31 protein-coding genes are annotated in these 25,923 nt (G+C 35.9%); 10 read left to right on the top strand and 21 right to left on the bottom strand.

The window, feature by feature from the left end; translation table 11 throughout:
- Positions 1-52: 52 nt before the first annotated feature.
- The gene (locus tag FG382_RS03675; RefSeq protein WP_142537543.1) at positions 53-1,441 is read right to left on the bottom strand and encodes an aldehyde dehydrogenase; all 1,389 of its coding nucleotides are present in this window, start codon (positions 1,439-1,441) and stop codon (positions 53-55) included.
- A 311-nt stretch (positions 1,442-1,752) separates the two neighbouring features.
- On the opposite strand from FG382_RS03675, the gene FG382_RS22525 reads away from it, so the two are divergent.
- Together FG382_RS22525 and FG382_RS03670 are read left to right on the top strand one after the other, a co-directional pair.
- Positions 1,753-1,896, top strand: coding sequence for a hypothetical protein (locus tag FG382_RS22525; RefSeq protein WP_170206441.1), 144 nt, complete (start codon positions 1,753-1,755; stop codon positions 1,894-1,896).
- A gap of 142 nt (positions 1,897-2,038) precedes the next feature.
- Positions 2,039-2,716, top strand: a complete 678-nt coding sequence (locus tag FG382_RS03670) for a thermonuclease family protein (RefSeq protein ID WP_229677296.1) — start codon at positions 2,039-2,041, stop codon at positions 2,714-2,716.
- 124 nt (positions 2,717-2,840) lie between these two features.
- Here FG382_RS03670 and FG382_RS03665 read toward each other — a convergent pair whose 3' ends face one another.
- Positions 2,841-3,425, bottom strand: coding sequence for a phosphatidylglycerophosphatase A family protein (locus FG382_RS03665; RefSeq protein WP_142537541.1), 585 nt, complete (start codon positions 3,423-3,425; stop codon positions 2,841-2,843).
- Positions 3,426-3,592: 167 nt separating this feature from the next.
- On the opposite strand from FG382_RS03665, the gene FG382_RS03660 reads away from it, so the two are divergent.
- Genes FG382_RS03660 through FG382_RS03650 form a run of 3 tightly spaced genes read left to right on the top strand, consistent with a single transcriptional unit; the run spans position 3,593 to position 5,321 of the window.
- On the top strand, positions 3,593-4,315 hold the full coding sequence (locus tag FG382_RS03660; protein ID WP_142537540.1) for an alpha/beta hydrolase: 723 nt from the start codon (positions 3,593-3,595) through the stop codon (positions 4,313-4,315).
- Positions 4,316-4,373: 58 nt separating this feature from the next.
- Positions 4,374-4,889: a YjcG family protein gene (locus FG382_RS03655; RefSeq protein WP_142537539.1), complete on the top strand. Its 516-nt coding sequence runs from the start codon at positions 4,374-4,376 to the stop codon at positions 4,887-4,889.
- A 3-nt stretch (positions 4,890-4,892) separates the two neighbouring features.
- The gene (locus FG382_RS03650; protein ID WP_142537538.1) at positions 4,893-5,321 is read left to right on the top strand and encodes a GNAT family N-acetyltransferase; all 429 of its coding nucleotides are present in this window, start codon (positions 4,893-4,895) and stop codon (positions 5,319-5,321) included.
- A 66-nt stretch (positions 5,322-5,387) separates the two neighbouring features.
- Here FG382_RS03650 and FG382_RS03645 read toward each other — a convergent pair whose 3' ends face one another.
- The 8 genes from FG382_RS03645 to FG382_RS03610 all read right to left on the bottom strand — a co-directional run bounded on the left by FG382_RS03645 (position 5,388) and on the right by FG382_RS03610 (position 10,443).
- A complete protein-coding gene (locus FG382_RS03645) occupies positions 5,388-6,482 on the bottom strand; it encodes a hypothetical protein (protein ID WP_142537537.1) in 1,095 nt (364 codons plus the stop codon).
- A 773-nt stretch (positions 6,483-7,255) separates the two neighbouring features.
- Complete coding sequence (locus FG382_RS03640; protein WP_142537536.1) at positions 7,256-7,561, bottom strand: hypothetical protein; 306 nt, start codon at positions 7,559-7,561, stop codon at positions 7,256-7,258.
- Positions 7,562-7,742: 181 nt separating this feature from the next.
- Complete coding sequence (locus FG382_RS03635; protein WP_142537535.1) at positions 7,743-7,988, bottom strand: stage VI sporulation protein F; 246 nt, start codon at positions 7,986-7,988, stop codon at positions 7,743-7,745.
- Positions 7,989-8,021: 33 nt separating this feature from the next.
- On the bottom strand, positions 8,022-8,159 hold the full coding sequence (locus FG382_RS03630) for a YjcZ family sporulation protein (RefSeq protein ID WP_142537534.1): 138 nt from the start codon (positions 8,157-8,159) through the stop codon (positions 8,022-8,024).
- Positions 8,160-8,227: 68 nt separating this feature from the next.
- Entirely contained in the window at positions 8,228-8,593 is a 366-nt protein-coding gene (spoVAE, locus tag FG382_RS03625) for a stage V sporulation protein AE (RefSeq protein WP_142537533.1), read from the bottom strand.
- Between the two features lies 1 nt (position 8,594).
- On the bottom strand, positions 8,595-9,602 hold the full coding sequence (locus FG382_RS03620) for a stage V sporulation protein AD (protein WP_142537532.1): 1,008 nt from the start codon (positions 9,600-9,602) through the stop codon (positions 8,595-8,597).
- The gene (gene spoVAC / locus FG382_RS03615) at positions 9,596-10,051 is read right to left on the bottom strand and encodes a stage V sporulation protein AC (RefSeq protein WP_142537531.1); all 456 of its coding nucleotides are present in this window, start codon (positions 10,049-10,051) and stop codon (positions 9,596-9,598) included. Before spoVAC ends, FG382_RS03620 begins: the two co-directional genes overlap by 7 nt.
- Positions 10,051-10,443: a hypothetical protein gene (locus FG382_RS03610; protein WP_142537530.1), complete on the bottom strand. Its 393-nt coding sequence runs from the start codon at positions 10,441-10,443 to the stop codon at positions 10,051-10,053. The genes spoVAC and FG382_RS03610 overlap by 1 nt, the downstream gene beginning before the upstream one ends.
- A gap of 133 nt (positions 10,444-10,576) precedes the next feature.
- Between FG382_RS03610 and FG382_RS03605 the strand changes: the two genes are divergently transcribed.
- Positions 10,577-11,098 (top strand): CotY/CotZ family spore coat protein, encoded by a 522-nt coding sequence (locus tag FG382_RS03605; RefSeq protein ID WP_142537529.1) that lies wholly within the window; start codon positions 10,577-10,579, stop codon positions 11,096-11,098.
- Between the two features lie 580 nt (positions 11,099-11,678).
- On the opposite strand, the gene FG382_RS03600 is transcribed toward FG382_RS03605, so the two are convergent.
- The 6 genes from FG382_RS03600 to FG382_RS03575 all read right to left on the bottom strand — a co-directional run bounded on the left by FG382_RS03600 (position 11,679) and on the right by FG382_RS03575 (position 16,509).
- Positions 11,679-12,080 (bottom strand): hypothetical protein, encoded by a 402-nt coding sequence (locus FG382_RS03600; protein ID WP_142537528.1) that lies wholly within the window; start codon positions 12,078-12,080, stop codon positions 11,679-11,681.
- Between the two features lie 50 nt (positions 12,081-12,130).
- The gene (gene mgtE, locus FG382_RS03595; protein WP_142537818.1) at positions 12,131-13,489 is read right to left on the bottom strand and encodes a magnesium transporter; all 1,359 of its coding nucleotides are present in this window, start codon (positions 13,487-13,489) and stop codon (positions 12,131-12,133) included.
- A 223-nt stretch (positions 13,490-13,712) separates the two neighbouring features.
- Complete coding sequence (locus FG382_RS03590; RefSeq protein ID WP_142537527.1) at positions 13,713-14,627, bottom strand: RluA family pseudouridine synthase; 915 nt, start codon at positions 14,625-14,627, stop codon at positions 13,713-13,715.
- On the bottom strand, positions 14,620-15,429 hold the full coding sequence (locus tag FG382_RS03585; RefSeq protein WP_142537526.1) for an NAD kinase: 810 nt from the start codon (positions 15,427-15,429) through the stop codon (positions 14,620-14,622). Before FG382_RS03585 ends, FG382_RS03590 begins: the two co-directional genes overlap by 8 nt.
- On the bottom strand, positions 15,429-16,106 hold the full coding sequence (yjbM, locus tag FG382_RS03580; RefSeq protein ID WP_142537525.1) for a GTP diphosphokinase: 678 nt from the start codon (positions 16,104-16,106) through the stop codon (positions 15,429-15,431). The genes FG382_RS03585 and yjbM overlap by 1 nt, the downstream gene beginning before the upstream one ends.
- Before the next feature lie 19 nt (positions 16,107-16,125).
- Positions 16,126-16,509, bottom strand: coding sequence for a UPF0738 family protein (locus FG382_RS03575; RefSeq protein WP_142537524.1), 384 nt, complete (start codon positions 16,507-16,509; stop codon positions 16,126-16,128).
- Positions 16,510-16,608: 99 nt separating this feature from the next.
- Here FG382_RS03575 and FG382_RS03570 point away from each other — a divergent pair, with 99 nt between their 5' ends.
- The 4 genes from FG382_RS03570 to FG382_RS03555 all read left to right on the top strand — a co-directional run bounded on the left by FG382_RS03570 (position 16,609) and on the right by FG382_RS03555 (position 19,167).
- Entirely contained in the window at positions 16,609-17,184 is a 576-nt protein-coding gene (locus FG382_RS03570; protein ID WP_170206440.1) for a CYTH domain-containing protein, read from the top strand.
- Between the two features lie 6 nt (positions 17,185-17,190).
- Positions 17,191-17,841, top strand: coding sequence for a lytic transglycosylase domain-containing protein (locus FG382_RS03565; protein ID WP_142537522.1), 651 nt, complete (start codon positions 17,191-17,193; stop codon positions 17,839-17,841).
- A gap of 109 nt (positions 17,842-17,950) precedes the next feature.
- A complete protein-coding gene (locus tag FG382_RS03560) occupies positions 17,951-18,346 on the top strand; it encodes a globin domain-containing protein (protein WP_142537521.1) in 396 nt (131 codons plus the stop codon).
- Positions 18,346-19,167, top strand: coding sequence for a ClpXP adapter SpxH family protein (locus tag FG382_RS03555; RefSeq protein WP_229677268.1), 822 nt, complete (start codon positions 18,346-18,348; stop codon positions 19,165-19,167). Before FG382_RS03560 ends, FG382_RS03555 begins: the two co-directional genes overlap by 1 nt.
- Positions 19,168-19,747: 580 nt before the next feature.
- Here the strand turns inward: FG382_RS03555 and pepF are convergent.
- From pepF to FG382_RS03530, 5 genes are all read right to left on the bottom strand, one after another.
- On the bottom strand, positions 19,748-21,568 hold the full coding sequence (gene pepF, locus FG382_RS03550) for an oligoendopeptidase F (RefSeq protein ID WP_229677269.1): 1,821 nt from the start codon (positions 21,566-21,568) through the stop codon (positions 19,748-19,750).
- 62 nt (positions 21,569-21,630) lie between these two features.
- Entirely contained in the window at positions 21,631-22,785 is a 1,155-nt protein-coding gene (locus FG382_RS03545; protein WP_142537519.1) for a competence protein CoiA, read from the bottom strand.
- A gap of 70 nt (positions 22,786-22,855) precedes the next feature.
- Positions 22,856-23,521 carry an adaptor protein MecA gene (gene mecA, locus FG382_RS03540; protein WP_142537518.1) on the bottom strand — a complete coding sequence of 222 codons (666 nt, stop codon included), beginning with the start codon at positions 23,519-23,521 and terminating at the stop codon, positions 22,856-22,858.
- Between the two features lie 208 nt (positions 23,522-23,729).
- On the bottom strand, positions 23,730-24,125 hold the full coding sequence (gene spxA / locus FG382_RS03535; RefSeq protein WP_170206452.1) for a transcriptional regulator SpxA: 396 nt from the start codon (positions 24,123-24,125) through the stop codon (positions 23,730-23,732).
- Between the two features lie 383 nt (positions 24,126-24,508).
- On the bottom strand, positions 24,509-25,717 hold the full coding sequence (locus FG382_RS03530) for a putative glycoside hydrolase (protein WP_142537517.1): 1,209 nt from the start codon (positions 25,715-25,717) through the stop codon (positions 24,509-24,511).
- Positions 25,718-25,923 lie beyond the last annotated feature (206 nt).

The following is a 25,923-nucleotide window of genomic DNA, read 5'->3' as shown; positions in this document are numbered from 1 at the left end:
ACAAAAATCTTTTCTATCGTAAAAGTGAACTTTCACTCTGATGTTCCACTTATTATTTCAAAAGAGTACGCACTAGTTTTACTTTATTTTTATAAGGTGGGAACACTACATTCACAGGTAGGTTTGTACTTTTTTTAATAACAGACTTTTGGTGTGTGAATAAAGTAAAGCTCGCTTCACCGTGATATGACCCAATCCCAGAATTACCTACACCACCGAACGGTAAGTATGCACTTCCTGCATGCGAAATTGTATCATTTATACAGCCTCCTCCAAATGGCAGTTCCTCCAAAAAGTATTGTTGTGCCCGTTCGTGCTCACTAAACATATATGCAGCAAGCGGTTTTGGTAATTTACGAATTTGTCGAATTATCGCTGGTAGATCGGTATAACCTATGATAGGTAATATTGGTCCAAATAACTCATCTTCCATGGATGGGCTTGAAAAATCTATCCCTGCGAGTAAAGTTGGCTCTATATATAAATCCGCGCTATCGGTCCTTCCACCGAAAATGATTTGGTCTTTCTCTTTTTCTAAAATGGCTTGTAAACGGCTAATATGATTTGGATTCACAATTCTACCAAGGTCCGGACTATCTTGGATGGACTTTCCGTAAAACTGCAAAATAGCTTGTTTTAAAAGCTCGATAAATTTTTCTTTCACAGTTTCTTCTACGACGACATAATCAGGAGCAATGCAAGTTTGTCCTGCATTTATGAATTTTCCCCAAACAATTCTCTTCGCCGCTAGCTCTAAATTAGCTGTATGATCAACGATTGCTGGACTTTTTCCCCCTAGCTCGAGCGCAACTGGAGTGAGTCTTTCAGCAGCTGCTTTCATAACTAATTTTCCTACCTTCACACTTCCAGTAAAAAAGATAAAATCAAATGGAGCATGGATAAGTAGAGAAGTTTCTTCCTTCTCACCTTCCACTACTCGAACATAAATCGGATTAAAAGCCTCTCCAATTATTTTTTGTATGATCTTTGTTGTATATGGTGTCGCTTCAGAAGGCTTTATAACTGCACAATTCCCTCCAGCTATTGCTCCAAGCAATGGCTCCATTACTAATTGAAATGGATAGTTAAACGGAGCAATAATTAAAACCGTTCCATATGGATCAGGCACAATAAAACTTTTCGAAGGCATTAGTGCAAGCGGTGTTTTTACTTGTTTCGGCTCCATCCATTCTTCCAAATGTTTTATCATAAATGCAATATTGTCGTACACTAAACCAATTTCCGTTGTATAGGCTTCAAACTCACTTTTTCTAAGATCTTGATAAAGTGCCTGTATGACATCTTTTTCATATCTTTTAATTGTCTTTTTTAATATTGTTAATTGTTCTATTCGAAATTTAGTGGTTTTAGTTATTCCGGTGTCAAAAAAAGCTTGATGTTCCTTCATCATTTTATCTAATTGCTGAAAGTCAAAATACATACAAACATCTCCTAAAAGTATAACTTCCTTAAAAAGAATCATACTACTTGTTACTAAAATGGGAAAGGATATTAGATTTCTATTCATGCATGAAAAACTTCTTTTTTTGTGTCATACATGAGAAACACATAATGTGGAATACTTCTTAATGTAGAGAGTTATTTTTCATCAATCCCACTCCGTTAGTCTATAAGTCTCACTTCTTTACGCGTGATATTTGATTCATATTTCAGATCTTTAGTTTATTTGTGAAACTGGTTAGGGTATATACTTATCAAATGGATAACAGAACACTAAAGGAGGAAATGAACATGACAGAAACAGATACTTGGTGGGAACCTATTTTTACAGGTGCATTTGAGTTAGGTCTTAACAAAGAACGGTTATCAGAATTAGACGAGGAAGCATTCTTATATTTTAAAGAAGACCTAGACGAAACGGAGAGTAATAATTGAATAAACTTTCTACTTAAAAAATCAGCTTTTTCTTCCATTTAAGAAAAGCTGATTTTTGTATTATTTTTCTCTTCTTTTATGTATGTTAAACTAATAAACGGTGATTAGAATGAAAAAGATAATTTTGCTCATAAGTTTTTGTATGCTATTCGGTTGTGAAGTTATCTCCACCGATGATAGTACACAAACTAAGGAAACATCTCCTGTTGAGGTAATAGATGTCATAGACGGGGATACAATTAAAGTAAAGTATAACGGGAAAGTGGAGACAATCAGGTACTTACTAATTGACACACCTGAATTGCATCATCAAACACTTGGTAAACAGCCATATGGGGAAGAAGCAAAATCCCGCAACAAACAATTGCTCGAGAGTGGAGATGTCACAATTGAATTTGATGCCGGAGATCGATTGGATGATTACAATCGAATGCTTGCTTATATTTATGTGGATGGTGTCAATGTCCAAGAAACACTTCTAGAAGAAGGGCTAGCACGCGTGGCATATGTCTTTCCTCCAAACACAAAATACATAGATGTTTTTGAACAAGCAGAAGAAAGAGGAAAAAACGAAAAACTTGGTGTTTGGCAAACCCCGGGCTATGTAACAAATCGAGGTTTTAACACTGCTGTCATAAATAACCAAACTGTACCCACTGAAACAAATGGAAAATGCCTTATAAAAGGCAATATTAATCGGCAAGGAAAGAAAATTTATCATATCCCTACCGGCAAGCATTATGAGGAAACTAAACCGGAAGAATGGTTTTGTTCTGAAGAAGATGCAGTGAAAGCTGGCTTTAAAAAATCAGGTGAGTAACTGACTTATTAAAATCCCAAGTCTCTAGTAAAAAGACTTGGGATTTTGACTGTTAGTTAATGAAAACGAGCCGAAAAGGAAACACCCAAGCTACTTATAAAGCCACTTGGGTGTTTTACAGTTATTAAGTTCTAACGTCTTTTATTTTCGATTCAGGTGCAGTTTCCTCTGGCTTGATATCTTCAAATGTTTCATTTGCTTCTTCTAAATCTCTAGTACGATGTGCTAAACGAGAAGCCGCACTTGCAGCAATACTACATACGAGGTCGTCTAAAAAAGTGTGCACTCCGATTCCGATTTTCGTATCAAGCTTGGATATAATTCCGATTTTATTTTTATCTAAATGACCAAATGTAGTCACAGCAATACTGCCGTAAGTAAACACCGCTCCTAGGGCAATCGTTTCATCTACCCCAAATAACCCTTCATCTGCTTCTACAATTTGTTGTAAAGGTGCTGATAACATCTTCTTCTCTGCAAGCTCATCTAATTCGACTCCTACTAAAATAGCGTGCTGCATTTCTCTTTTTTTCAAAACACTTTTCACCGACTCCACACAGTGATCGATTGTTAATCCTTTATTGTACGGTGTTTGCATTTCGTAAACGATTTTAGCGATTTCTTCAATTGTTACACCTCTTCGAAGCAATGCATCATTTGCAGCTTTTTCCACTACTCGTGAATGTACTCTTGACGTTTGTCTATCCAATTAAAATGCCCCCTTTAGTTATTTTTTCGAAGCTTTAATCCATTTTTAGTATGCAAGCATGTGATTTTACAAAACACTATGTTTTTAGATGATGGATGTTTATTATACCTCTGTTCATGTATATGTTACAATTTCTATACAACATGATTACTTGTAGGAGGATCTATATGAACAGAGGAGTTGTACAAGACTTAACGCTTTTTAGTAATGCATTGCAAGAAGATATGCAATTACTTGTTTACTTACCACCCAATTATTCCCCACTATATAAATATTCTATTCTTATCGCAAACGACGGAAAAGATTATTTTCAGTTAGGGCGTATTACACGAGTTGCAGATGAATTATATGAGAAAAAAGAAATTGAAAACTTAATCATTATTGGCGTTCCCTACAAAAGTGTAAAAGATCGTAGAGAAAAATATCATCCAGATGGTGAAAAGCATCAAGCATATATTCGATTTTTAGCACAGGAACTTATCCCTTACATAGATGCAAACTATCCAACTTATCAAATTGGAATGGGACGTGCATTAATCGGTGATTCTCTTGCTGCTACTGTATCCTTACTTACAGCGCTTCAATACCCGAATACTTTTGGTAAAGTTATTCTACACTCTCCGCTAGTAAACGAGTATGTATTATCTCAAGTAGAAAGCCATAAAGAAGTTCATGCCTTCTCTCTTTATCATGTCTTCGGGAAAGGCGAAACGGCTGTCAAAACAGGAGACGGCTTATTAACCGATTTCGTCACCTCCAATAGAAATTTGCATAATTTAATAATAAAAAAAGGATTTTCCACGTTTTATGACGAATTAGATGGAGACCATACTTGGAAGCTTTGGCAGCCTGATATGAAAAGATCACTAAAAAACAATTTCGGTTTATAAATATTTTTTTGTTATACTGAGTATGTGGAATATTAAAACTTCGAGGAGGTAATGAAAAATGAAATACGGTATTGTTGCTTTCCCATCTAAAAAAGTACAGGACTTTGCTAACTCCTATAGAAAGCGCTATGACCCCCATTATGCATTAATCACACCGCATATGACGATTAAAGGAGTATTCGAAGCAAACGAAAACGAGATTAAGCAAATTGCAGAAAACGTAGCACATGTTGTAAAAGAACATAAACCGTTTACGTTAAAAACGTCTAAAGTAAGTTCATTTGCCCCTGTTACAAATGCTATCTACTTTAAGGTAGAACCAACAGAGGATTTAATCTCCTTACACAAAAGCTTAAATGGAATTGGATTTAATGACGACGAAAACTACACATTTGTTCCACATATTACAATTGCTCAAAAAATGAATGCTAGTGAACATGATGATATTTATCCTCAGTTAAAAATGATTGGGGCCGAATTCGAAGAACAAATCGATCGCATTCACTTATTGTATCAACTAGAAGATGGTTCTTGGACCGTTTACGAAACATTTAGATTGTCTGGAGCTGAATAAGTATTGGTTATTGCGAAGAAAGTAGAATCGGAAAAAGAATATCAAGATGCAATCCTCGTTCGACGAAAAGTCTTTGTAGAAGAACAAGATGTGCCCCTTCATCTGGAATTAGATGAATATGATGCGGAGGCAGTTCATTTTGTTGCGTATGATGGAGAAACACCTTTTGGTGCCGGTCGTATTCGTTCGACCGAACCATCTATCGGTAAAGTAGAACGTGTTTGTATTTTACCTAAATATAGAGGCAAAAGTTTTGGCAACTTAATGATGCAATGTATGGAAGATTATGCTTTTTCAAATGGTTTTCAAAAGCTGAAGTTAAATGCCCAAAGCTATGCTATTCCATTTTATGAAAAAAGACAGTACACGATTACTTCTCCTGAATTTTTAGAAGCAGGGATTCCGCATCGTGCGATGGATAAAAGTTTATAGTAGTAGCTAATAAAAGTGGAATGCACGAAGAATGCATTCCACTTTTTGTTATGAAATAAAGGGTTTTTAGTCTCTCAATTTGCGATACATTTTCGCTGCATGTCTCATTAATGAATAGAACTGTTTTTCTACCATTTCATTTTCATCTTTATTTCTTTCATTATTGTCCAAATTTTTTTCTATATAGGAAGATTTATCGCTCAAAAAATTTTGATCGGAAGTGACAGAATTTTGCCCGGCATGTTTCATTAGGGCATAATATTGCTTGATTACCATTGCTTTCTTCTCTTGAGGATTTATAAATGTTTCGGTTGTCTGTTCTTCCAATTTTTCAGTAGGTACTTTTAAGGCTGACTCATTTATTTTAGGAAGTTCAAGCTTTTCTTCTTTAAATGCTTCGTTTAACTCTGATGGAGGCTCTATAACTTGGGCACGCTTTTTTCTGTTGGTTGCCGGAATCGCAATTGTATTTTGGTCGTAATTCATTTGACTCCAAGGAGTTAGTAGTATCCTTTTTTCGTTTATTTTATTTGTAGATTCTTTATCGATGAACGGTTCTTCATTCTTTTCATTAACTTCTTTTTCAATGGAATATGTTTGTACGTCTTCTTTAGAACCGTCTACTAGTTTTTCCAAAACTGCATGTAACCTTAAAACAGGATCTTCAATTGCTTTTTCTTCCTTAAATTCACTAGTTGTTAAGGATTTTTCCACATCATCCTCTTTTAGTTTAAATTGGTCGTGGAAAACTCCTTGATGAATATTTACAATATAGGACTTAGCTATATAATGAAGCGATTCATCATTAGTGACAATAATATGATCCTCTAGCACACTGCTAAGGATTCCACAAAAAGTTTGATCGCTAAAACAATTAATCGTTACCCACTCATTTTGCAGATTCGTTAATATACCTATAAAATCATTACTGTTTAGTGGAACTTCTCTCTTTTTTGGAGCGTATAAATCTTTTGCCTTTTTCGTAAAGGCATTAATATGGGCAAATGTGAAATAATGAATTTTTTCGTTTATATCAATAGCCAGATAGTCGTGTGTAGCATCTAGCAAAACACCTTCCGCAAATTGGTTGTTATTTAAAAATATAGTAATTTCCCTATTTATAAGAGTGCCTAATGCTTTTTCTATATTTTTTTCTCGCAATTTGCGAGGCCTCCTTTATAAAATATTGGTTCTAGCTGTAACTGTTATTCACTTTCTCACAGGTATCATCGTCTTTACTATATGTTCTTTGGGCCTGTTTCAATTGGTCAAAAGCCCAGTATTAGATGATACATTGCAAGCGCTTATGTCTAGCTCGATAAGGTCTATGGAAATGTGCAATGATAAGAGAATGTAGCACATAATGGGGAAACTGTGCGGTAAGTTGCCCTATTAAGGGTTCACTATGATTTTCGCTTCAGGCGGACGCTTTCCGCCGGCATGGCTTCAATCATTATGGATGGGCTGCTAACTTGGTGTCTGCAGGTATCAAAGTTATAAATTTATCAAGTTTACCACTCCATAATAATTAAACCAAATTAGACAAGGCTATCACCAAATAAGTAGCTCGTTTATTAGGATAAAGCTCGGCTAGTCTTTTTCAACTAGTTATTGGTATTACATCTTCTCTTGTTTCATAATGCTTCACATTTCCCTTATAGCTAGTGACATGAAGGAAGTAGCTTGCTTTATTGGATTGAAGGGGAAGGGCGGCGACTCCAGCGGGATGAGTGAGACAGATAAGCCATCACATCGTACGCGTAGCGTCGGTGATGGCTTATCGCTCACCCCGCGGAAAGCGTCTGCCCTGAAGCGGAAATCCCAGCAGATACTTCATTCAACTCACTACCGCGCAGTTTCCCTATACTGATCGACAAGCCATAGAGCTTTCTAACCAATAAAAAAAAATGCCAACATACATATTGGCATTTTCATCAGATATAACGATTAATATTATTTCCTTTACCGCTAATTTCCGCGATTATTGGTGATAAATTGATAGGGTTTGGTTGGATAAAGCTTTTATATAATGGTAAATCAGTTGTTGTTTTTGATTCCTTTAATTGCTCTTCTTCGTTCTCTGCTAGTTCTTGCTCTTGCTTATGTAAATGTTCGTCAAAGCTTGTCTTCATCCTAACGCCATCCACATTATCAATATACGCAAAATTATAATTATCCATTAGCATACGGTTAGCATAAATCTGAGACTGTATTGGTTGATTTGGAATAATATAGCCCATCTTTTCCACCTCCATCTATTTATATATACTCCTTACCCGAAAATAATATGCTTTAAACCACTTAACCTCAGAAAATTTGAACTTATATTTTATCCAGTTTACCGGATAAAATATAAGCCATTTTTCTGAGGCTTTTAGTGTTCACTTTTTGTCGAAAGAGAATTCAATTTTCAGTTGTTATCTATAAAAGCTTTTCTATATCTTTTAAGCTTAACGAGCTTCCACTTTGTAAAATGGACTTCGTTAATTCATCTTCCATTTGTTGAGATACTGGTTTATTTGCTAGCTTGCCAACTTTGCGTACAATTTTACGCACTTGCTTTTCATCCGTAAAATCTGCATATGAGATGGCATTGGCAAGCGTAAACAAGTCTTCCATAGATACTCCAGTTTTATTTTCAATTGCTTTAAATAATGGATTTTGCACTTCTTTTCCCCCTCACATTATGATTGTTTTGGATTAAGGGAGAAAACTTGCTCCTACAATTATTAATAAGATGAATAAAACAACGATTAAAACGAATGTTGAGCTACGATTTCCACCGTAACCATAGCCTCCGCCATAGCCGGGATATCCTCCACCACAGTAGTCGTACATATCCTTTCCCTCCTCTCCTCTTCAACTTACTATATGCAAAGAGGTGACTTAGAAAAAGGGCGTTTTAACTAGTAGGTCGTATTCCGATTTTGAAAAAGAAATGCGCCAATTACTCCGAATATGATGGCTGCGCTAATTCCAGAGCTTGTGACTTCGAACATTCCTGTTATTACACCTATCAGTCCATGCTTTTCTGCTTCGATTAGGGCACCATGCGTTAATGAATTCCCAAACGAGCTAATAGGAATGGTTGCACCTGCTCCTGCAAAATCAATTAATGGTTCATATAAACCAATACCGTCTAAAATAGATCCCACTACTACTAGCGTACTTAAAGTATGAGCAGGCGTAAGTTTTAAACCGTCCATTAAAATTTGACCTACAACACAAAAAAGGCCACCAACAATAAATGAAGTAATTAATGAAGAAATCATTTTATCCCCTCTTTTCCATACGGCATTCAATGGCATGCGCAATACAAGGAATGGTTTCACCTTGTTGAAATGTTAAAGGTGATAGTAGCGCTCCTGTTGCAACAAGCAATACACGTTTATAAACACCATTTTTTAATTGTTTGTATATATGACTAAAAAATACAGTGGCTGAACAACCTGCCCCACTAGCCCCTGCATTGAAAAAAGAATCGTCTCCATAAAATTGCGCTCCTGCATCTTGTAAGATCACTCCACTATCTTCATCTTGAAACATTTCCTTTAAGATAGACAATCCTATTTTTCCTAAGTCCCCTGTCATAATAACGTCATAATCAGATATCTTACTATTAGTGTTTTTTAAATGCCTTTCAATGGTATCTCTTGCTGCAGGTGCCATCGCAGCTCCCATATGTAGAGGGTTTTGTTGACCTCCATCGACCACTCTTCCAATCGTGGCATGTGTAATAATCGGCGCATTTTTTACATGATTTTGAAGTAGTGCAAAACCAGCACCAGTTACGGTCCATTGAGCTGTTCCAGGTTTTTGCGCTCCATATTCAAGCGGATATCTAAACTGCCTTTCCACCGCCGGATGATGACTTGAGGCCCCTGCTAAAATGGACTTTGCATTACCTGATTCTATTAGAAGGCTACCAAGGATCACTGATTCCATCGAACTTGCACAAGCTGAAAAAACACCTAAAAAAGGGATAGCTAATTTTCTTGCGGCAAAATTGGTAGGAGACAACTGATTTATCAAATCGCCACCGATAAACATATCGATATTTTCTATCTGCTCACGGCCTTTTTGAACAGTTACCGCGCAGGCTTTTTCGATAAAACGTGTATTGGCTTGCTCATACGATTCATCTTTTTCATTCTCTAATGGAAGAATTTCATCGAATGAAGCAGCAAAAGGACTATCTTTTTCCATTGGTCCAACAACCACACCAGTGCTTGCTATGCTAGGTTTTTCTTTAAATTGAATTGTCCCAAATGTATTCACCATGAGACCACTCCCATTTTCACTAAAATTGTTTTAATAAGTGCTACACAAAAGGCAGAGAATACACCGAACACAATAACGGAACCAGCTAACTTAAATATGTTCCCTCCTACACCTAATACGTAGCCTTCTGATTTATGTTCAATTGCAGCAGAAACGACGGCGTTTCCAAAACCAGTTACCGGAACTGCCGAACCAGCTCCACCAACTTGAGAAATCTTTTTGTATAATCCAGTTCCCGTTAAGATCATTACAATGAAGATCATCGTAGCTACTGTTGGATTTGCAGCTGTTCTTTCTGTAAAAGGGAAAAATCGTATATAAAAAAAAGTAATTAGCTGCCCTATCGTACAAATAGCACCTCCTATTAAAAATGCTTTTATTATACTAAAAAACATTACGGGTTTAGGGGTCTGTCTTTCGACTATTTTATCGAATTGTTTTTGGTCCATTATGTCTCTTCCTTTAATAAAGATTTTATTTCATCGACTGATTTAGTTAGTTCATCATTTTTTAAATTTTGCTTCATTATTTTTTCGATTTCCCATTTTAACTTTAAGTCATTTGATACAAGAAATTCTTTATCCGGAAATTTTTCTTCTAATTCCTTTTTAATGTTCTTTGCTATTTTGTTCTCACTAAATTGATGCATCCTCCGTATATCGATCGAAACAAGTACATCATCTTTGTTCATAACACTTCGATATCCATAAACTGCTTCTTTACTCTTCAATACTTGTTCTAATTCTGGTAAATCATTTTCTGGATACACCATTTGGTTCGTTTCATTCGAACAAGCCGTTAAGAAAAGTAAAAGCAAAAGTATATATTTAATCTTTATCATTGGCTATTTGCTCCTTTTAAATTAGTATGAGCTCGCAAAAATGAAATATACGAAAGTCACTAGAGATATTTGCCCTATTCGAAGTAGGGAGCTTACATAAGTTAGAAAGAGATAACAAAGGAGGTGAAACAAAATGGGTTGTGGAAGAAATGAAGACGTAACTGATGTTACGAGACATGATAGAGGGTGCGTTTGTGATGTTGTTCGTGCTATTAAAGACATTCAAGATCAAGCAACAAATGATGAGTGTCCGCAATGTCCTACAAACTGTTTCTTAGAACCACTTGGAGGTCTTGTAAGTCCTGCTGCTCGTCATAGAGCGGACACACGAGTTTTCATGTTGTTAACTAAAGATGGCGATCCTTTTAAAGCATTTTTCCGTGACACAGATAACTGCGATAATGATTGCATTTCCGTCTATTTCCGTGTAGAAGATATTTTTGACGGTTGTTGTGCAACATTACGTGTGTTAGAACCACTTGATTCCAATAGACATGAAGTTGATTTATTATCTGAATGTGGTACAAAAATTAATTTGAGAAAACTTTGTAAAGTACGTAATTTTAGATTGACAGGTAGCTGTATTACAGTAGATTTAAATTGTTTCTGTGCTATTGAATGTGTAGCAGATGTATTTTTAAATGTATGTGACTGATCGTTTCATCTCGTAGTGTCTATTCCGTTCGGGCCAATCCCGAACGGTTTTGTTGTAGAATTTTATACATATATTAGGGAAACTGTGCGGTAAATATCGGTGTCTTCCCCTAAGAAAACTTGTTATTTTAAGAAATGTTTGCTCTCTTCGCCAATTTGGTTGCTTTCACTAGTAATTTGATTGCTTTCAGAGTAGAATTGGTTGCTTTTCCTGATTGATTGGTCGCCCTTAACCATTTATTGGATTTATACAATCCCAAAACTGTTGATGATTTTGTTTAAAACAAGGCCAAAAGGATGTTGGTTTCAAAGGCGTTGCCACCCGATGTGACGCTCTTAGCATTTGTTCCTCTGTCCGAGCAAAATGAGATATTCCAAAGACGCCTAAGCGGCAGAAATGGCTTATCGCTCACCCCGGCGGCATGCGCACGACTGCAGTAAAAATCATAATGGACACCTGTTAAAGCTTACCTTGTAGTTTCTTATATTGCGTCAAAGTTATAGAAAGATATCTATGCAAAAATTGATTTTATTATTTTCTTATACAAAAAAACTACCCTTTTGAAGGATAGTTTGCTCTTTTATTTCATTTCTACTCCACGCCATATAATTCTTTCTACTTGTTCAACTGGATACGTCATAAGTTCTCCTGCACCAACAAAAAAAGTTACTCGCCCATCCTCCACTTTTTCCACTTCACCTTGAAGCAACGAACCATCTTCGAAGTGGAATACTAATGGTCGATATACCTTGCGCTGAAATGGTTTTGCTAAAAATTTCAGCTTTTCAAAAATGGCTAATGTCTTATCGTTCATACTCGTACGTAATTCATAGATAGAAGTGCTTTCATCTTGCACTCGCACTGGTTCTTGCTCTTTTTCTATCACTTGCTCTTCCATTTGTATATCCACTTTTTCACGAGGAGGAAGATGGAAAACCGGCGGACCTTTTATATAGATTAAAGGATCATTATAAATGTTCACAGCCACATCCTTTTTCCTTTACTTTATGCATTTAGCTAAAATAATGTGAACTACACTTGTAAAGAAGAAATAAAGACCGTAGCGAGTCCAAGATATATTAGAATACTTATGACATCATTAATTGTAGTAATAAACGGACCCGATGCAACAGCTGGATCTATTTTCATACGTTGAATCAATAAAGGAATAAACGAACCACAAATTGTCGCAACAAAAATAGAAACAAAGATCGCTGCTCCAACTAATAACCCGATTAAAAGATCGTGCTTCCAAAAGAAAACAATACCAACTACAATAATTCCACATAATAAGCCTGTAGTTAAACCGGTCCCTGCCTCTCTAGCCAACAGCTTCAGTTTACTTTGTTTCTCAATATCCCCTGTAGCAATCCCTCTTATCGCAACCGCTAAAGCCTGTGTACCACTATTTCCAGCAGTCCCTGATATTAATGGGATGAAAACTGCAAGTAATGCAACTTTTTCTAACGTTTCTGTAAACACGCTCATTAGACTAGCTGTCATCATTCCTAAAAATAATAAAATAATAAGCCATGGCAGTCTTTTTTTGGCTGCTTGAAATGGATTTTTATCAAATGTATCCATATCCGATACACCGGCAAGTTTAGAGTAATCATCCGATGCTTCTTCATCTAATACGTCGATAATATCATCGACTGTAACAATTCCAAGTAAATGTTGTTCAAAATCGACTACCGGTACCGCTAAGAAATCATAGTCTTTAATCATATGTGCTACTTCTTCTTGATCTGCACTAACTAAAACGCTAACGACGCGTTCGTTCATAATATCTTTAATAAGTGTATCTTCATCAGCAATGATTAAATCTCGAAGGGAAATAACCCCAGTTAATTGATGCTCCTCACTTACTACAAACATATAATAAATGGTTTCAGCTTTTGGTGCTTCGTTTCTAAGTATGGTCATGGCAGACCGACAAGTGGAGGTTTCTGGAATGGCAACGTATTCAGTTGTCATAATTGATCCTGCTGTATATTCCTCATAATGTAGAAGGTCTTTAATCTCTTGTGCAGATTCTACGTCCATTATACTTAAATAACTTGCGACCTGATCTTTTCCTAACTCATTCAATACGTCAACTGCATTATCAGCATACATATAAGAAAGCATGTCTGCAGCATAGGTTTTATCCATTTCCTTTAAGTAAAAGTCATATTGTTCTTCTTCAAATTTTGTCGCTTCAAACAGCTCGGCCATTTCTTGAGGAGATAGGTAATGAAAGATTTTCTTTCGTATTTCTGGCTCCACCTTTTCAAAAAATAGCGATTGATCGTATGGATGTAATTGCATAAATTCTTCTCTAAATGCATCCATTAAATCATTACTTAAGAAATCAATTAAATTTGACTCTTCTAATTGTAGTTGATTCATTTCTTCTTTCACACTTTTCCCTCCTTCCAATGTTCCTCTCTCATTGTATGGGCTTAAAAACGAATAAGCAACCTCTTTCACATAAAAAAGGGCGCTACTCCAGCTTGTATAATTCCCCGGGAAATCATTCTGAAACTCTACACCCTGAACCGACAAAACAATTTAGTGGTCCTAGTACCCCACATTAAATGTAGAAAACCACTAAATTCCCTGCTATACAGGATTATTTAGTGGTTTTAGAAGGTATAATATTCTTCATATCTTGTGGAAATGGAGAAGTTATTATTAATGATTCTCCTGAAAATGGGTGAATCAATTTTAGCTCTCTTGCATGCAATGCTTGTCTTTGTATGAACTTTAAGCTACCACCATATAAATCGTCTCCTATTAAGGGATGTCCGATTGACATCATATGTACACGAATTTGATGCGTTCTACCAGTATGCAACCGCAACCTAACATGCGTTAGTTCTTCTCCTTCTAAGTGAAAACGATTTAAAACTTGTACAGAGGTTTTTGCATGTTTACCTTCTGGCGATATAAAACGTTCAATAATACTGCCATCTTTTCGCCCGATTGGAGCATCAATAGTAAAGGCATCTTCTTTTATAAATCCGTGTACAATTGCTTCATAGTCTCTTGAAATCGTGCCTGCTTTTTGCATCTCACTCAATAAATGATGTGCATGTCGATGCTTTGCTACACAGATGACACCCGAAGTATCTTTATCTAATCTGGTTACGATATGAACAGTAGAGGAGATGCCACTTTCAGCAAAATAACCTGCGACGAAATTCGCAACTGTTCCGCGTGGATGCTCACGTGAAGGTATGGTACTGAGACCAGCTTCTTTTGAAAAAATTAATAGATGATCATCTTCAAATAGAATGGGGAAATCTCCTTTTTGAGGGATCAGTCCTTCACTTTTCTTCTCATCTGGAAAAATAATCGTCACGATATCCCCGTTCTTCAATGTATGCCTAACTGTTTTTTCTTCTCCATTAACAAGTATTTTACCGCCCTCATATTTAATACTAGTCAATGCTTTTTTCGAAATTCCATACTGTTTAATGGCCTCTCGAAGCAACAACGGCGCTTCTTTTATTTCAAAAGATAATGTTATTCGATGATTAGTCATTTTTCAGGTCACTATCAATGAACGAATCGTGTACGCGTTGCCAAAACGGAAACGAGCGGAACCTAGCAAAACGAATTTTTTCATCCGCTACTCGGTACTTGATCGACTGTACATCTTTATGTAGTAAATGTAAGTGATCGATCGTCACCATAAAATCCGGGCCTTTTACCGGCTTCAATAAACAGGTATGATGTTTAGGTAATACAAGCGATGAGCCAACTGTCCGGAAAACCCGATTATTAATAGAAGCAATTTCTGCAAGTTGCATTGCTTCCAAAGAAGGATGCACGATTGCCCCACCTAGCGCTTTGTTATAGGCTGTACTGCCAGAAGGTGTAGACATACATAATCCATCTCCTCTAAATCGTTCAAAGGGCTTGCCATTTAACTCAACATCCATCACTAATGTTACATCCGGTGATTTTACAGTTGATTCATTAACAGCAAGATAAACAGAGCTATCCTCTTCATGTCGATAGTTTATCGTAACTTCTAGAAGAGGATATTCAATGACTTCGAATTCTTTTTGGGCAATGCTAATGACGAGCTTTTCAATTTCCGCTGGTTTCCAGTCTGCATAAAAACCTAAATGCCCCGTATGAATTCCGACAAAAGCAACAGAACGTGTTAAATGCTTATATTTGTGAAAAGCATGTAATAACGTTCCATCTCCACCTATCGATAAAACAATATCAGGGTTTTCCTCATCCAATACTAATCCAAAATCAACTAAATACTTTTTAGCCTTTTCCATTAAACGATTGGATAAGTCATCATTTCGTGATTGAATGAAAAATTTCATCACGCATGTCCCCTTTCCTCTTTTTGGCCTTCATGAATTCTTGGCGTAGATAGCTCTTTATATTCACTAAAGTATTTTTGGGCATCTTGTATTTCACCGCGTATTAAAGACATTTCCTCATCTAAACGAAAAGCTGCTTCCGCTGCATACTGCAGACGTTTTTTTATCTCCTCTGGGAATATCCCTTTATACTTATAATTTAGCGAATGTTCAATAGATGCCCAAAAATTCATGGCAAGCGTCCGGATTTGTATCTCCGCTAAAATATGGATCTCTCCATGAATTGTTTGAACCGGATAATCAATAATGACATGATATGATCTGTATCCGCTTTGCTTTTTATGAGATATATAATCCCGTTCCTCTACCACTTTAATATCTTTTCGTGCGCGTAACAGTTCTACCACATGCTCGATATCATCGACAAACTGGCACATCATACGAAGGCCCGCAATATCAGGTATTTCTTTTGCTAACGTATCAGAAGGTTCAAATGCGATACCTTTAATAAGCGACTTGTCATAAATACTTGCAAGTGGCTTGACACGTCCCGTAACAAATTCTATTGGCGAGTTTGTATTTTCAATTTCATATTGTGTGCGCATTCCTTTTAACTTCACTTTTAACTCGGAAACTGCTTGCTTGTAAGGCTCTAAAAAACGTTCCCATTGACCCATATACTCACCTACATTTCACTCATGCTTTTAATATTTCTTCAAACGCTTCTTCTACTGCTTTGGAAAATTCGACACCGTAGTTATCATTGCCTTCAATGTTAAAAATAAGCATTTCCAGTTCTTCTCTAAACTTATTTAAAGTTAGCTCTATATTCCCATATTGTAAGGTAGGCTCATCTTGCGCTTTTAACGCACTAACTAATAATGGCCATACATCTTGTCCGAACTTCACATAATGATACCCATCTTCATCTTCAATCAAGTACACAAAAGCTAACGAATCGGAATCGGTAATCATCCGTTCCCCTGCTTTTATAGTTGGTTCGTTCGGTGTTACCTCTAATGTAAAACGTATATCATTTTCTAGCTGCACACCACTGTGCACGTTATAAGTAATAGGCAAAATTAATCTTTCCTTTCTGTCCATTCTTTCACTATTTTAACATATTGAAACTCCTTGCAAACCGTCTATAATAGAAATAATAAGAAAGGTAGTGAAATTGTGCACTCTGAACGTGAAATCGAATTTAAGAACCTGCTGACAAAAGAAGAATTTCAAGGATTAGTTTCCTTTTTGGGCTTAACATCTACCAACTTCCAAACACAAACAAATTACTATTTCGATACACCAGCAAGCTATTTTAAAGAAAACAAAATGGGATTTAGATTACGCGTATTACCTAACCGCAATGAATTGACTTTGAAAATACCAGTACAGGAACATGTGATGGAAGAAAAAACGGTAGCACTATCAAATGATGAGCGTGATGCTATTATCTACGAATCACGCTTCCCTGCCGTCTCATTTTTGGAGCAAATAAAAGATAAAGGCCCATTAACATGTATCGGAAGTATGCAAACAGATCGAGCACAAATCGTGTACAAAAACGGAACACTTTTTTTGGATCACTCCTTTTATAGTCGTATTGAAGATTTTGAGGTAGAATATGAATGTGGAGATGTCAAGAATGGGCAGAAAGTTTTTCTTCAATTATTGGAAGAAAACCATATTCCACTCCGAACTACAGATAAAAAAATTGCTCGCCTCATGAAATATAACAATTCGTTGAAAGGTTGATACCTAATGGATATTCAATCCCTTAAAACACTCATGGAAATAAATGCAATGCAGACGCTCGGCAGTGTACAAAGTTCGCTAAACACTTCACCTGCTTCGTTATTTTCTGACATGTTAGGACAGGTACTACAAACCGATGAAAATAATACGGCTTTGGGCAACGGGAACTCCTTCTACTATAATGGCAATTCCCCTGTTTTTAAGCCTTCAAACCTTGCATTTCAAAATGAAAGTTTAATGAATGCTATTGCTAATTATGCACCTTTAAAAACGATGAAATCCTCTGATTTTGATGACATTATAAAGCGTGCGGCGAAAAACTATAATGTCCCAGAAAAATTAATATCATCTGTCATAAAACAAGAATCTAATTTTAATCCCTCTGCTATAAGTTCAGCTGGTGCCTCAGGTTTAATGCAATTGATGCCTGGTACTGCCAAATACTTAGGTGTAGCGAATATTTTAGACCCTGAGCAAAATGTAATGGGCGGTGCAAAGTACTTACGCCAAATGCTTGATCAGTTTAATGATGACACCGAAGTAGCACTCGCTGCCTACAACGCAGGACCAGGAGCAGTAAAAAAATATGGTGGGATCCCTCCATATAAAGAAACACAAAATTATGTTCAAAAAGTATTAAACTATTACCAAGCATAATATCGCCACGACCTTTTTAGGTCGTTTTTATGTGGCAATCTAATTATTTGAGATAATTCTCTGGGATTGATAGAATGATATTAGTGCTAAAACAAAGGAGTAACGAATAATGACACAAAAACCAATACTTCCTTACGATGAGATTGGAGCAGAGAAATTATCCGAGCTTGTCGATACGTTTTACAGTAATGTTGCAAAACATCCATTGCTAAAGCCTATTTTTCCAGATGATTTAACAGAGACCGCTAGAAAACAAAAACAATTTTTAACACAATATCTGGGCGGTCCCAATTTATATACAGAAGAGCATGGACATCCAATGATGAAAATGCGTCATAATCCGTTCCCGATTACACCTGAAAGAGCAACAGCTTGGCTTTCTTGTATGAAAGCTGCAATGGACACTGTTGGTCTAGAAGGTAAAGTGCGTGAAACTTTCTATCGAAGACTGGAGCTTACTGCCAACCACATGGTCAATCAAATGAGTCATGAGGAGGAACAATAGTGACAAGAATACTTATTCCGACTGAACCGATTACATCTCCTTTAGTAAACAAGCCACTTGAAATGTATGTATTTCTAGATCCCCTTTGCTCAGCTTGTTGGGATATGCAACCGATTATTCGGAAATTGCAAGTTCAATATGGACAATATTTTACGATTAGAACAGTACTAAGTACACAGTTGAATAATTTAAATACTGTCTGCAACACGTCAAAGGAAGAAAAAAAGCAAATCCATTGTGAGTTTCCGGATATAGAGCATTCTGTATTCCCTTCCATTGCAGTAAAAGCTGCAGAGTTTCAAGGGAAAAAGGCTGCTCTTCGTTTTTTCAATAAAATACAAGAATATCTTTTCATTAAAACAAAAAATGTTACTTCCCTTTCTGTTTTGCAAGAAATAGCAAGTAAAGTTAACATAGATGTAGAAGAGTTCACACAAGATTTTAAATCAAAAGAATGTGCACGCTCTTTCCAAAGTGATTTGTCTATCACATCTGAAATGGATGTCAGCACATTTCCAAGCATTGTTTTTTTTAATGAAAACATAGAAGATGAAGGTATAAAAGTTTCAGGCATTTATCCTTATGAAATTTATGTTCAAATACTACAAGAAATGCTATATGAAAAACCAGAAGTACAACAACCACCGGCTCTCGAAAAGCTTTTTGACCGATTCCATTCTTTAACGACAAATGAAATTGCTAGCTATTATAATATTTCCGACCAACAAGCTGAACGAGAACTGAAAAAGCTACTTTTACTTCAAAAAGTTGAAAGATTAGTATTACCCGATGTTGTCATCTGGCGACTAAAAAATAACTAAGAAAAGCTCCTCATCTACAATCGATGAGGAGCTTTTCTTTGCTCGATTATATATATACTTTTTACATGTATATTGATTAACCATTTTCCAATTAAAGGTCATTGTACCGGGACTCTATTTTCCGCTTGTACGTTTTTATTTCGAATTAGATGAGATAAGTATTACACCATCTTCTCTTCATTTTTAAAATAGAAAAGACCCTTTCCTCAGTTAGGAAAGGGTCTTTTCGTTTTACAAAGGGGATGGGAGAAATGTTCACGTTCAAACAAAGGGGTGTATGTTATCTTGTGATTTATTTCACACTCTTACTTTATCATGCTCCCTAAAGAAATACAATATATTAGCTCTCATTTTCACAAATTCGTCATACATTAGACGTCATACATCATAGTTAAGCTGATTATTCACTTTTAGGCGTGGATAAACGCGTTGCATGTTAGGTTAGTGTTAGGATATGCTCGCTCCCAATTTTATGTATGAATAGATGCTCGCTATGCTCGGATGTCGGTGGGTTATGCAGTCGCCACACCAAAAAAGGCTAAACTGGATGAATCTTCAGTTTAGCCTTCTTCAAACTATTTTATTCCGCTAAAAGTAATTGTTCTAGTTCATTTAGCTTTTCTTCAAATACTCGACATGCTTCTTCGATAGGAGCAGCTGTGTTCATGTCTACGCCAGCCTTTTTCAATACTTCAATTGGATAATCCGAGCTACCTGCTTTTAGGAATTCATTTATATAACGCTCTACAGCTGGTTGACCTTCTGTTAAAATTTGATTGCTTAATGCGGTAGCAGCACTTAAACCAGTGGCATATTGATATACGTAATAATTGTAGTAGAAATGAGGGATTCTTGCCCATTCTAATCCAATTTGCTCGTCGATGACGATATCATCGCCAAAGTATTTTTGATTTAATTTATAATATTCTTCCGTTAGCTTATCGGCAGTTAATGCTTCTCCGTCTTGGTCAAGCTGATGGATGATATGCTCAAACTCTGCGAACATTGTTTGACGGAATACCGTTCCACGGAATCCTTCTAACCAATGATTTAGCAAGTAAATACGTTTTTTAGGATCCTCAATTGTTTTTAATAAATAATCATTCAGTAATGCCTCGTTACAAGTAGATGCTACTTCAGCAACAAAAATGGAATAATCACCATACACATACGGTTGGTTTGCGCGAGTATAATAGCTATGAATACTATGGCCAAATTCATGGGCCAATGTAAACAAGTTATTCACGTTATTTTGCCAGTTCATCAAAATGTATGGGTTTGTACCATACGTACCGGAAGAATACGCTCCAGAACGCTTTCCTTTCGTTTCCACAACATCTACCCAGCGATTTTCTAAACCTTGTTTTACAATCGATACGTATTCTTCTCCAAGCGGCGCAAAACTTTTTAACATTGTATCGCAAGCTTCCTCATACGTATATTCCATTTTCAATTCTTTAACAAGTGGTGTGTATAAATCCCACATATGCAGCTCGTCTAGTCCTAATACTTTTTTTCGTAAGCTAACATATTTATGGAGCAGATGAACATTTTTATTGACCGTTCCGACTAAATTATCGTAGACACTTTCAGGAATATGATTCCCCGACATGGCTGCTTCACGAGCAGAAGCATATTTTCTAATTTTAGCGTTTACATTATCCCCTTTTACATTCCCAGCTAAAGTAGATGCAAATGTATTACGGAACTTGCCATATGTTTCATACATCGCTTTAAATGCGTCCTCTCGTACACGACCATCTTCACTTTCCAAAAATCGTGAATATCGTCCATGAGTAAGTTGCACTTCATTGCCGTCTTCATCTTTGATCGATGGAAATTCCAAGTCAGCATTGTTTAACTTGCCGAACGTATCGGACGGTGATCCTGCAACTTCTGAAAACTGTGCAAGTAATGCTTCTTGCTCTTTAGGAAGTACGTGCGGACGTTCTAGATTAATTTCTTCTAAAAGCTTGCGGTACAATTGTAAATCACTGTTTTCAGTTAAGTAGGTAGAAAGAGTTGACTCATCTAACGATAAAATTTCCGGCACTAAAAATGATAGTCCCGTAGAAACTGTTACATAAAGCGATTTAATACGGCTGTCCATCGCTTGATAAGTGCTATTTGCTGTATCTTGGTCAGAGCGCATATGAGCATACGTATATAGCTTACGTAAACGCCCTGTAAGTTCATCACGATAAGTTAGTACCTCTAACAAAGCATCGGCACCATTTGCAATCGTCCCTTGGAATGTTGCTGCTTTCTCAGCTAATTTTGCTACATCCTGAAATTCTTTTTCCCAAGCGTCATTGGAAGGAAAAATGTCTTCTAATTTCCAAGTTAGATGCTCTTCTACTTCCTCACGTGTTAATACTTTGTTGTTTGTTTCTGCTGTCAAGATGAACTCCCCTTCCATTTGTTACGAAATTCGTATCACTAATTATTTTCTCAATTTTCAGGTCACTTTGCAAGGAAATCACTGTATAGAAGCTCATACATTTTGGAACTATTAAACTTATAGTTGTATATGTCTGTGTCTGATTTCATAAGACATTGTTGTAGGATCGATAAATAGTTTTCGACAGCTTCTAATTGCATAGAAGAAGGCTGTTTAAGACCCATCGGTCGATCTAACAGAAATGATTCACAATGTGCTCGATTCACTTCTCCAATAGGGACTTTTATTTGATGTAAATAGCCCATCCATTGTATCTGCCACTCTACGGCATGTACATAAAATGCTTCTGCATATGCAGAAGGAATTCCTATGAAAAAAGGAATCTCTTTTGGAGACATCCCCCACCTATAGCATACTTCTAAAAACTGATTCTGGACTCCTTTTCTATTATAGAAATACAAGTTATTTATATGCTTATATCGCTGTCTTCTATACATGTTGAAATACGTTACATACTCTTTATCAGATATCCGTTTGACAACTGCAAACGGCCAACTTTGCTTCTCGATCGGTAGCTTTTTTATTTTGACGATGTACTTGTTTGAATGAACGTGAACTGGGTTGGAAATATAGTGAAAGAACTTTGTTTGTGGACAGTAGGAAATAATCATTTTCCCATTAGTGGGGGTTTCCAAGAAAAATTGCTGACGAAATGCGGATATTTGCATGATTCCTATTTCCTGCGGTGGGAACTCGGAAATGGATGGTGTCCTCAATATCCATAGAGGTTCTATTTGTTGCTGTTTATAGCCTGTATTACGACTTTCAATAACAGCAGGTAAAATGGGGCTACACTGATACTCAATAGCTACCTGGGAATGATTATCGTGGACTAAAATATCTGGTCTTTGTTTAATCTTTGGGATAAATGGCTCTAGTTGAGGTTTGCTATGATGCTGTAGGAAAAACGTGTGCAATTGTAATTTGCCATTCAGGTGATCTTCACTTTCACCTTCTGAAAAAGAATGTGCACATTCAGATTTTCGTTTATGAGCAAAATGGGGGATTTTAAGGGGGCCGCTTTTCAATATGACTTCTTCTTTACACTGAAGACATTGAAATGTACTTATGCGTTTTAAATCGTTTAAAAATTCACGTGAATAATTAGCAGATATGATTATTTCACCTTGTTTTGTTTGTGCTGTTAGAATGATCATCACCTCTACTCACTAATGTACGAATTTTCAGTGAAAAAATCAAGAAAAAAAACCTTCTTTTTACAGAAGGTTAAAAATGCTTGTTTAGCTCTTCGAATACGTCATTTACTATGACTTCTTTTCCATATTCTTGAATCACATGAATGGTAGTTTTTGTGCTACTTGCAAATTCAGAAATAACGCTAAGTGTATTTAATACAGTTTCTAATTCTGTTGTTTCCGAATTAAAAATTAAATGTAAATAATACTTTTCTTCATAATGATACAAGGATGTTTGGAAATCTACTTTATCCATTTTTTTTGCTAGAACTAGTAAATCATCAAAGTTCTCAAACACGAATGTGTACTCTGAAGATATATCGTCTCCATCATCCATGTAATGCGAAAACTCGTCAAACTCGTGAGTTCCTAAAGAACTAGAGACACCATTTTTGAAAATTTTATTTGACAGGTCATCCATTTCAAAATCATCTGATCGTTCCTCATGTTTTCCTATTTCCGTTCGAGTGACAATCACTTCCAAGCCTTTTTCCATCGCATGAACTTGTATCCATAACGGGCCATCTAATTCTTCAAAATGGTCATCATCATGAACCTCATCCATCATCTCCCAAAAAAGCTGCTCGCTCTTATCTTTGTTAAACCATATTTCATCTCGGCTGAAGCCTCTTTCTTCAATGTCGATGTATGAAATGTATACTTTGAAAGTGTTGTCATTGATACGTTCGATATCCATTTAACACATCTCCTTTCGCTTCCTACCGTCTCAATCATGTAGTGTCTACTACTATTGTATGTTGTTTGTGAAAAAAAGAAAAGGATTCCAACTTTTCTTTTCAAATTATTAATCACAAATGAATTGTAAGAAAATTTATACTTTATTGCAAGCAAAAAAAAACTGATTATTTTCAAAAGTTCTTTGAAAATAATCAGCCGATTAACTTTTAGTTCACAAGCCTTTGTGCTTCAAGTAACTGATATGCACGAACTTTTCTTGGTAAGAATCTACGAATTTCATCTTCATTATAGCCAACTTGTAGACGTTTTTCGTCTAAAATTATTGGTCTACGAAGAAGTCCAGGATGTTCTTGAATTAACTCATATAAACGTTGTAAAGGGAGGCTTTCCACATCTACATTTAGCTTTTGAAATATTTTAGAACGAGTTGAAATAATTTCATCTGTTCCATCTTCTGTCATTCGTAAAATTTCTTTTATTTCGCTTATTGTAAGTGGTTCAGAAAAAATATTACGCTCCGTATATGGAATATCATGTTCTTCTAACCATGCTTTTGCTTTTCTACATGAAGTACAACTTGGTGAGGTGAATAACGTAACCATCATTTAAAAACACTTCCTTTCAATTGGTAGTTGTGTTATATGAAGTAGTTTATAATTAATTTAATGTAATTCTTTACTTTTTTAGTATACACCAAATTTTAGACATTTAAAATATGTTTATAAGAAAAATTTGTCTTCTAAAACAAGCTGTCACAAATTCGTTGAATATATAAGCCATACTTACATTTTAGAAAGAAATTTTATAGATACTTAAATTATACCCTTCTTTTTTCTGTTATAAACATTATAATGAAATTTTTTTGCATTCTCATTTAGAAGAAGACTAATGAAAATAACTGTTACACTAACTAATACGTTTTTCATGAAATAAAGTTTCATAAAAATAAAAAAAAGATAGGATTTTTTATCCTATCTTTTTTTATTTAAGGTGTATAATCAACTCCAGGAGAATACTTATTTCCTGCATTCCAAAGTAGGAATTCCTTTATACCGGCTTCATTTAACGCTTTTATTTGTTCTTCTACTTCCTCTTTACCATATGTTTGATAATTGCCAGCACCTAGGTATGAAGCAGTAAAATCTTGAAGCCATGGCCTTGATACTGGTGGGTTTTTTAATTCCGCTAATTTTGCATTTTCTACTTTTGCATATTCTTGTACTAAACGATAAGGCTCTAAATCCGGTTTTGCTATACCAAAATAAGGTGTCCAATGACTTGGATAAATCATAGAAGAAATAACGTCTACATTTTCGGATATTTTGGAGAAGTTTTGCCCAATACCAGGCGCTTCCGGTAATGTAGCAGAGTATCCGAAAATATCTACAGATACTTGTACACCATAAGGTTTTAGCTTTTCTTTTGCATATGCAACAAAATCCGTAACTGCTGTCACTCTTCGTTGAACTGGGTCTTCTTGAGATTTATCATATTTTCCCATTGAGTACTTTAATACATCTTCTCTATTTTCAAATCCTTCAGGAAATCGCACATAGTCAAATTGGATTTCTTTAAAGCCCATCTTAGCGGCTTCTATAGCTATTTCGACATTATAGTCCCATACTTCCTGTAAAAATGGGTTTACAAATGCTTCTCCTCTTCCATTTTTCCAAACAGAAGATCCTTCTACAAATGACCATTCGGGTTTTCTTTCTGCTAGCTCCGTATCCTTAAAAACAACAACTCGTGCTATGGGATATATTTCTTTCTCTTCCATTGTTTCTAGCATAGCCCGTGGATTTTTTATGTATGGCTTACCAATCTCATATTTCGTAAGAGACGATTCTTCGTTAGGAATATAGGTTAAGTTACCAAAGTCGTCTTTAATATCGATGACCATCGCATTTAGCTCTGTCGCATCTAACAAATTTACTAAATCCGCAAATCTAGAGCCACCTGCTGAATGTCCCGTTACATATACCCCTCTCACTGCATCAGGATAGTTAAATGTTAGCCCCGAGTCATATATGAATAGTTTGGATGTCGTCACGACCTTCTCATCAATTGGTTTAAAACTAAACTCTTTTGTGGAAAAGTCTTCTTCGAATAGTTTAGATTCCGCAAATACTGTTGTAGGTAAAAGTACAGCGGCTGCCGCACTCAATGAGGCGAGCAGTTTAATAGGCTTCTTCATAAAATTCTCCTTTCTTTCCTAAGTGTTTCTTTATTCTAACAATACTAAACAATGAATGAAAGTGAAATAGTGCTTACATAATAGGTTAAAGCGTCATAAAAAGCTCTATAGAAGTATTACTATTCATCATTTTCACTTGTCTCTTATTAAGTACCTTAAGAACAGGATGACTAAACAATTACCATTCCAAATCATTCTTTGTATTT

Source organism: Psychrobacillus lasiicapitis (genome assembly GCF_006861795.1).
Taxonomy (GTDB): Bacteria; Bacillota; Bacilli; order Bacillales_A; family Planococcaceae; genus Psychrobacillus; species Psychrobacillus lasiicapitis.
Note: the sequence above shows the minus strand (reverse complement) of the source record. Positions and strands in the feature narration are given on the sequence as shown.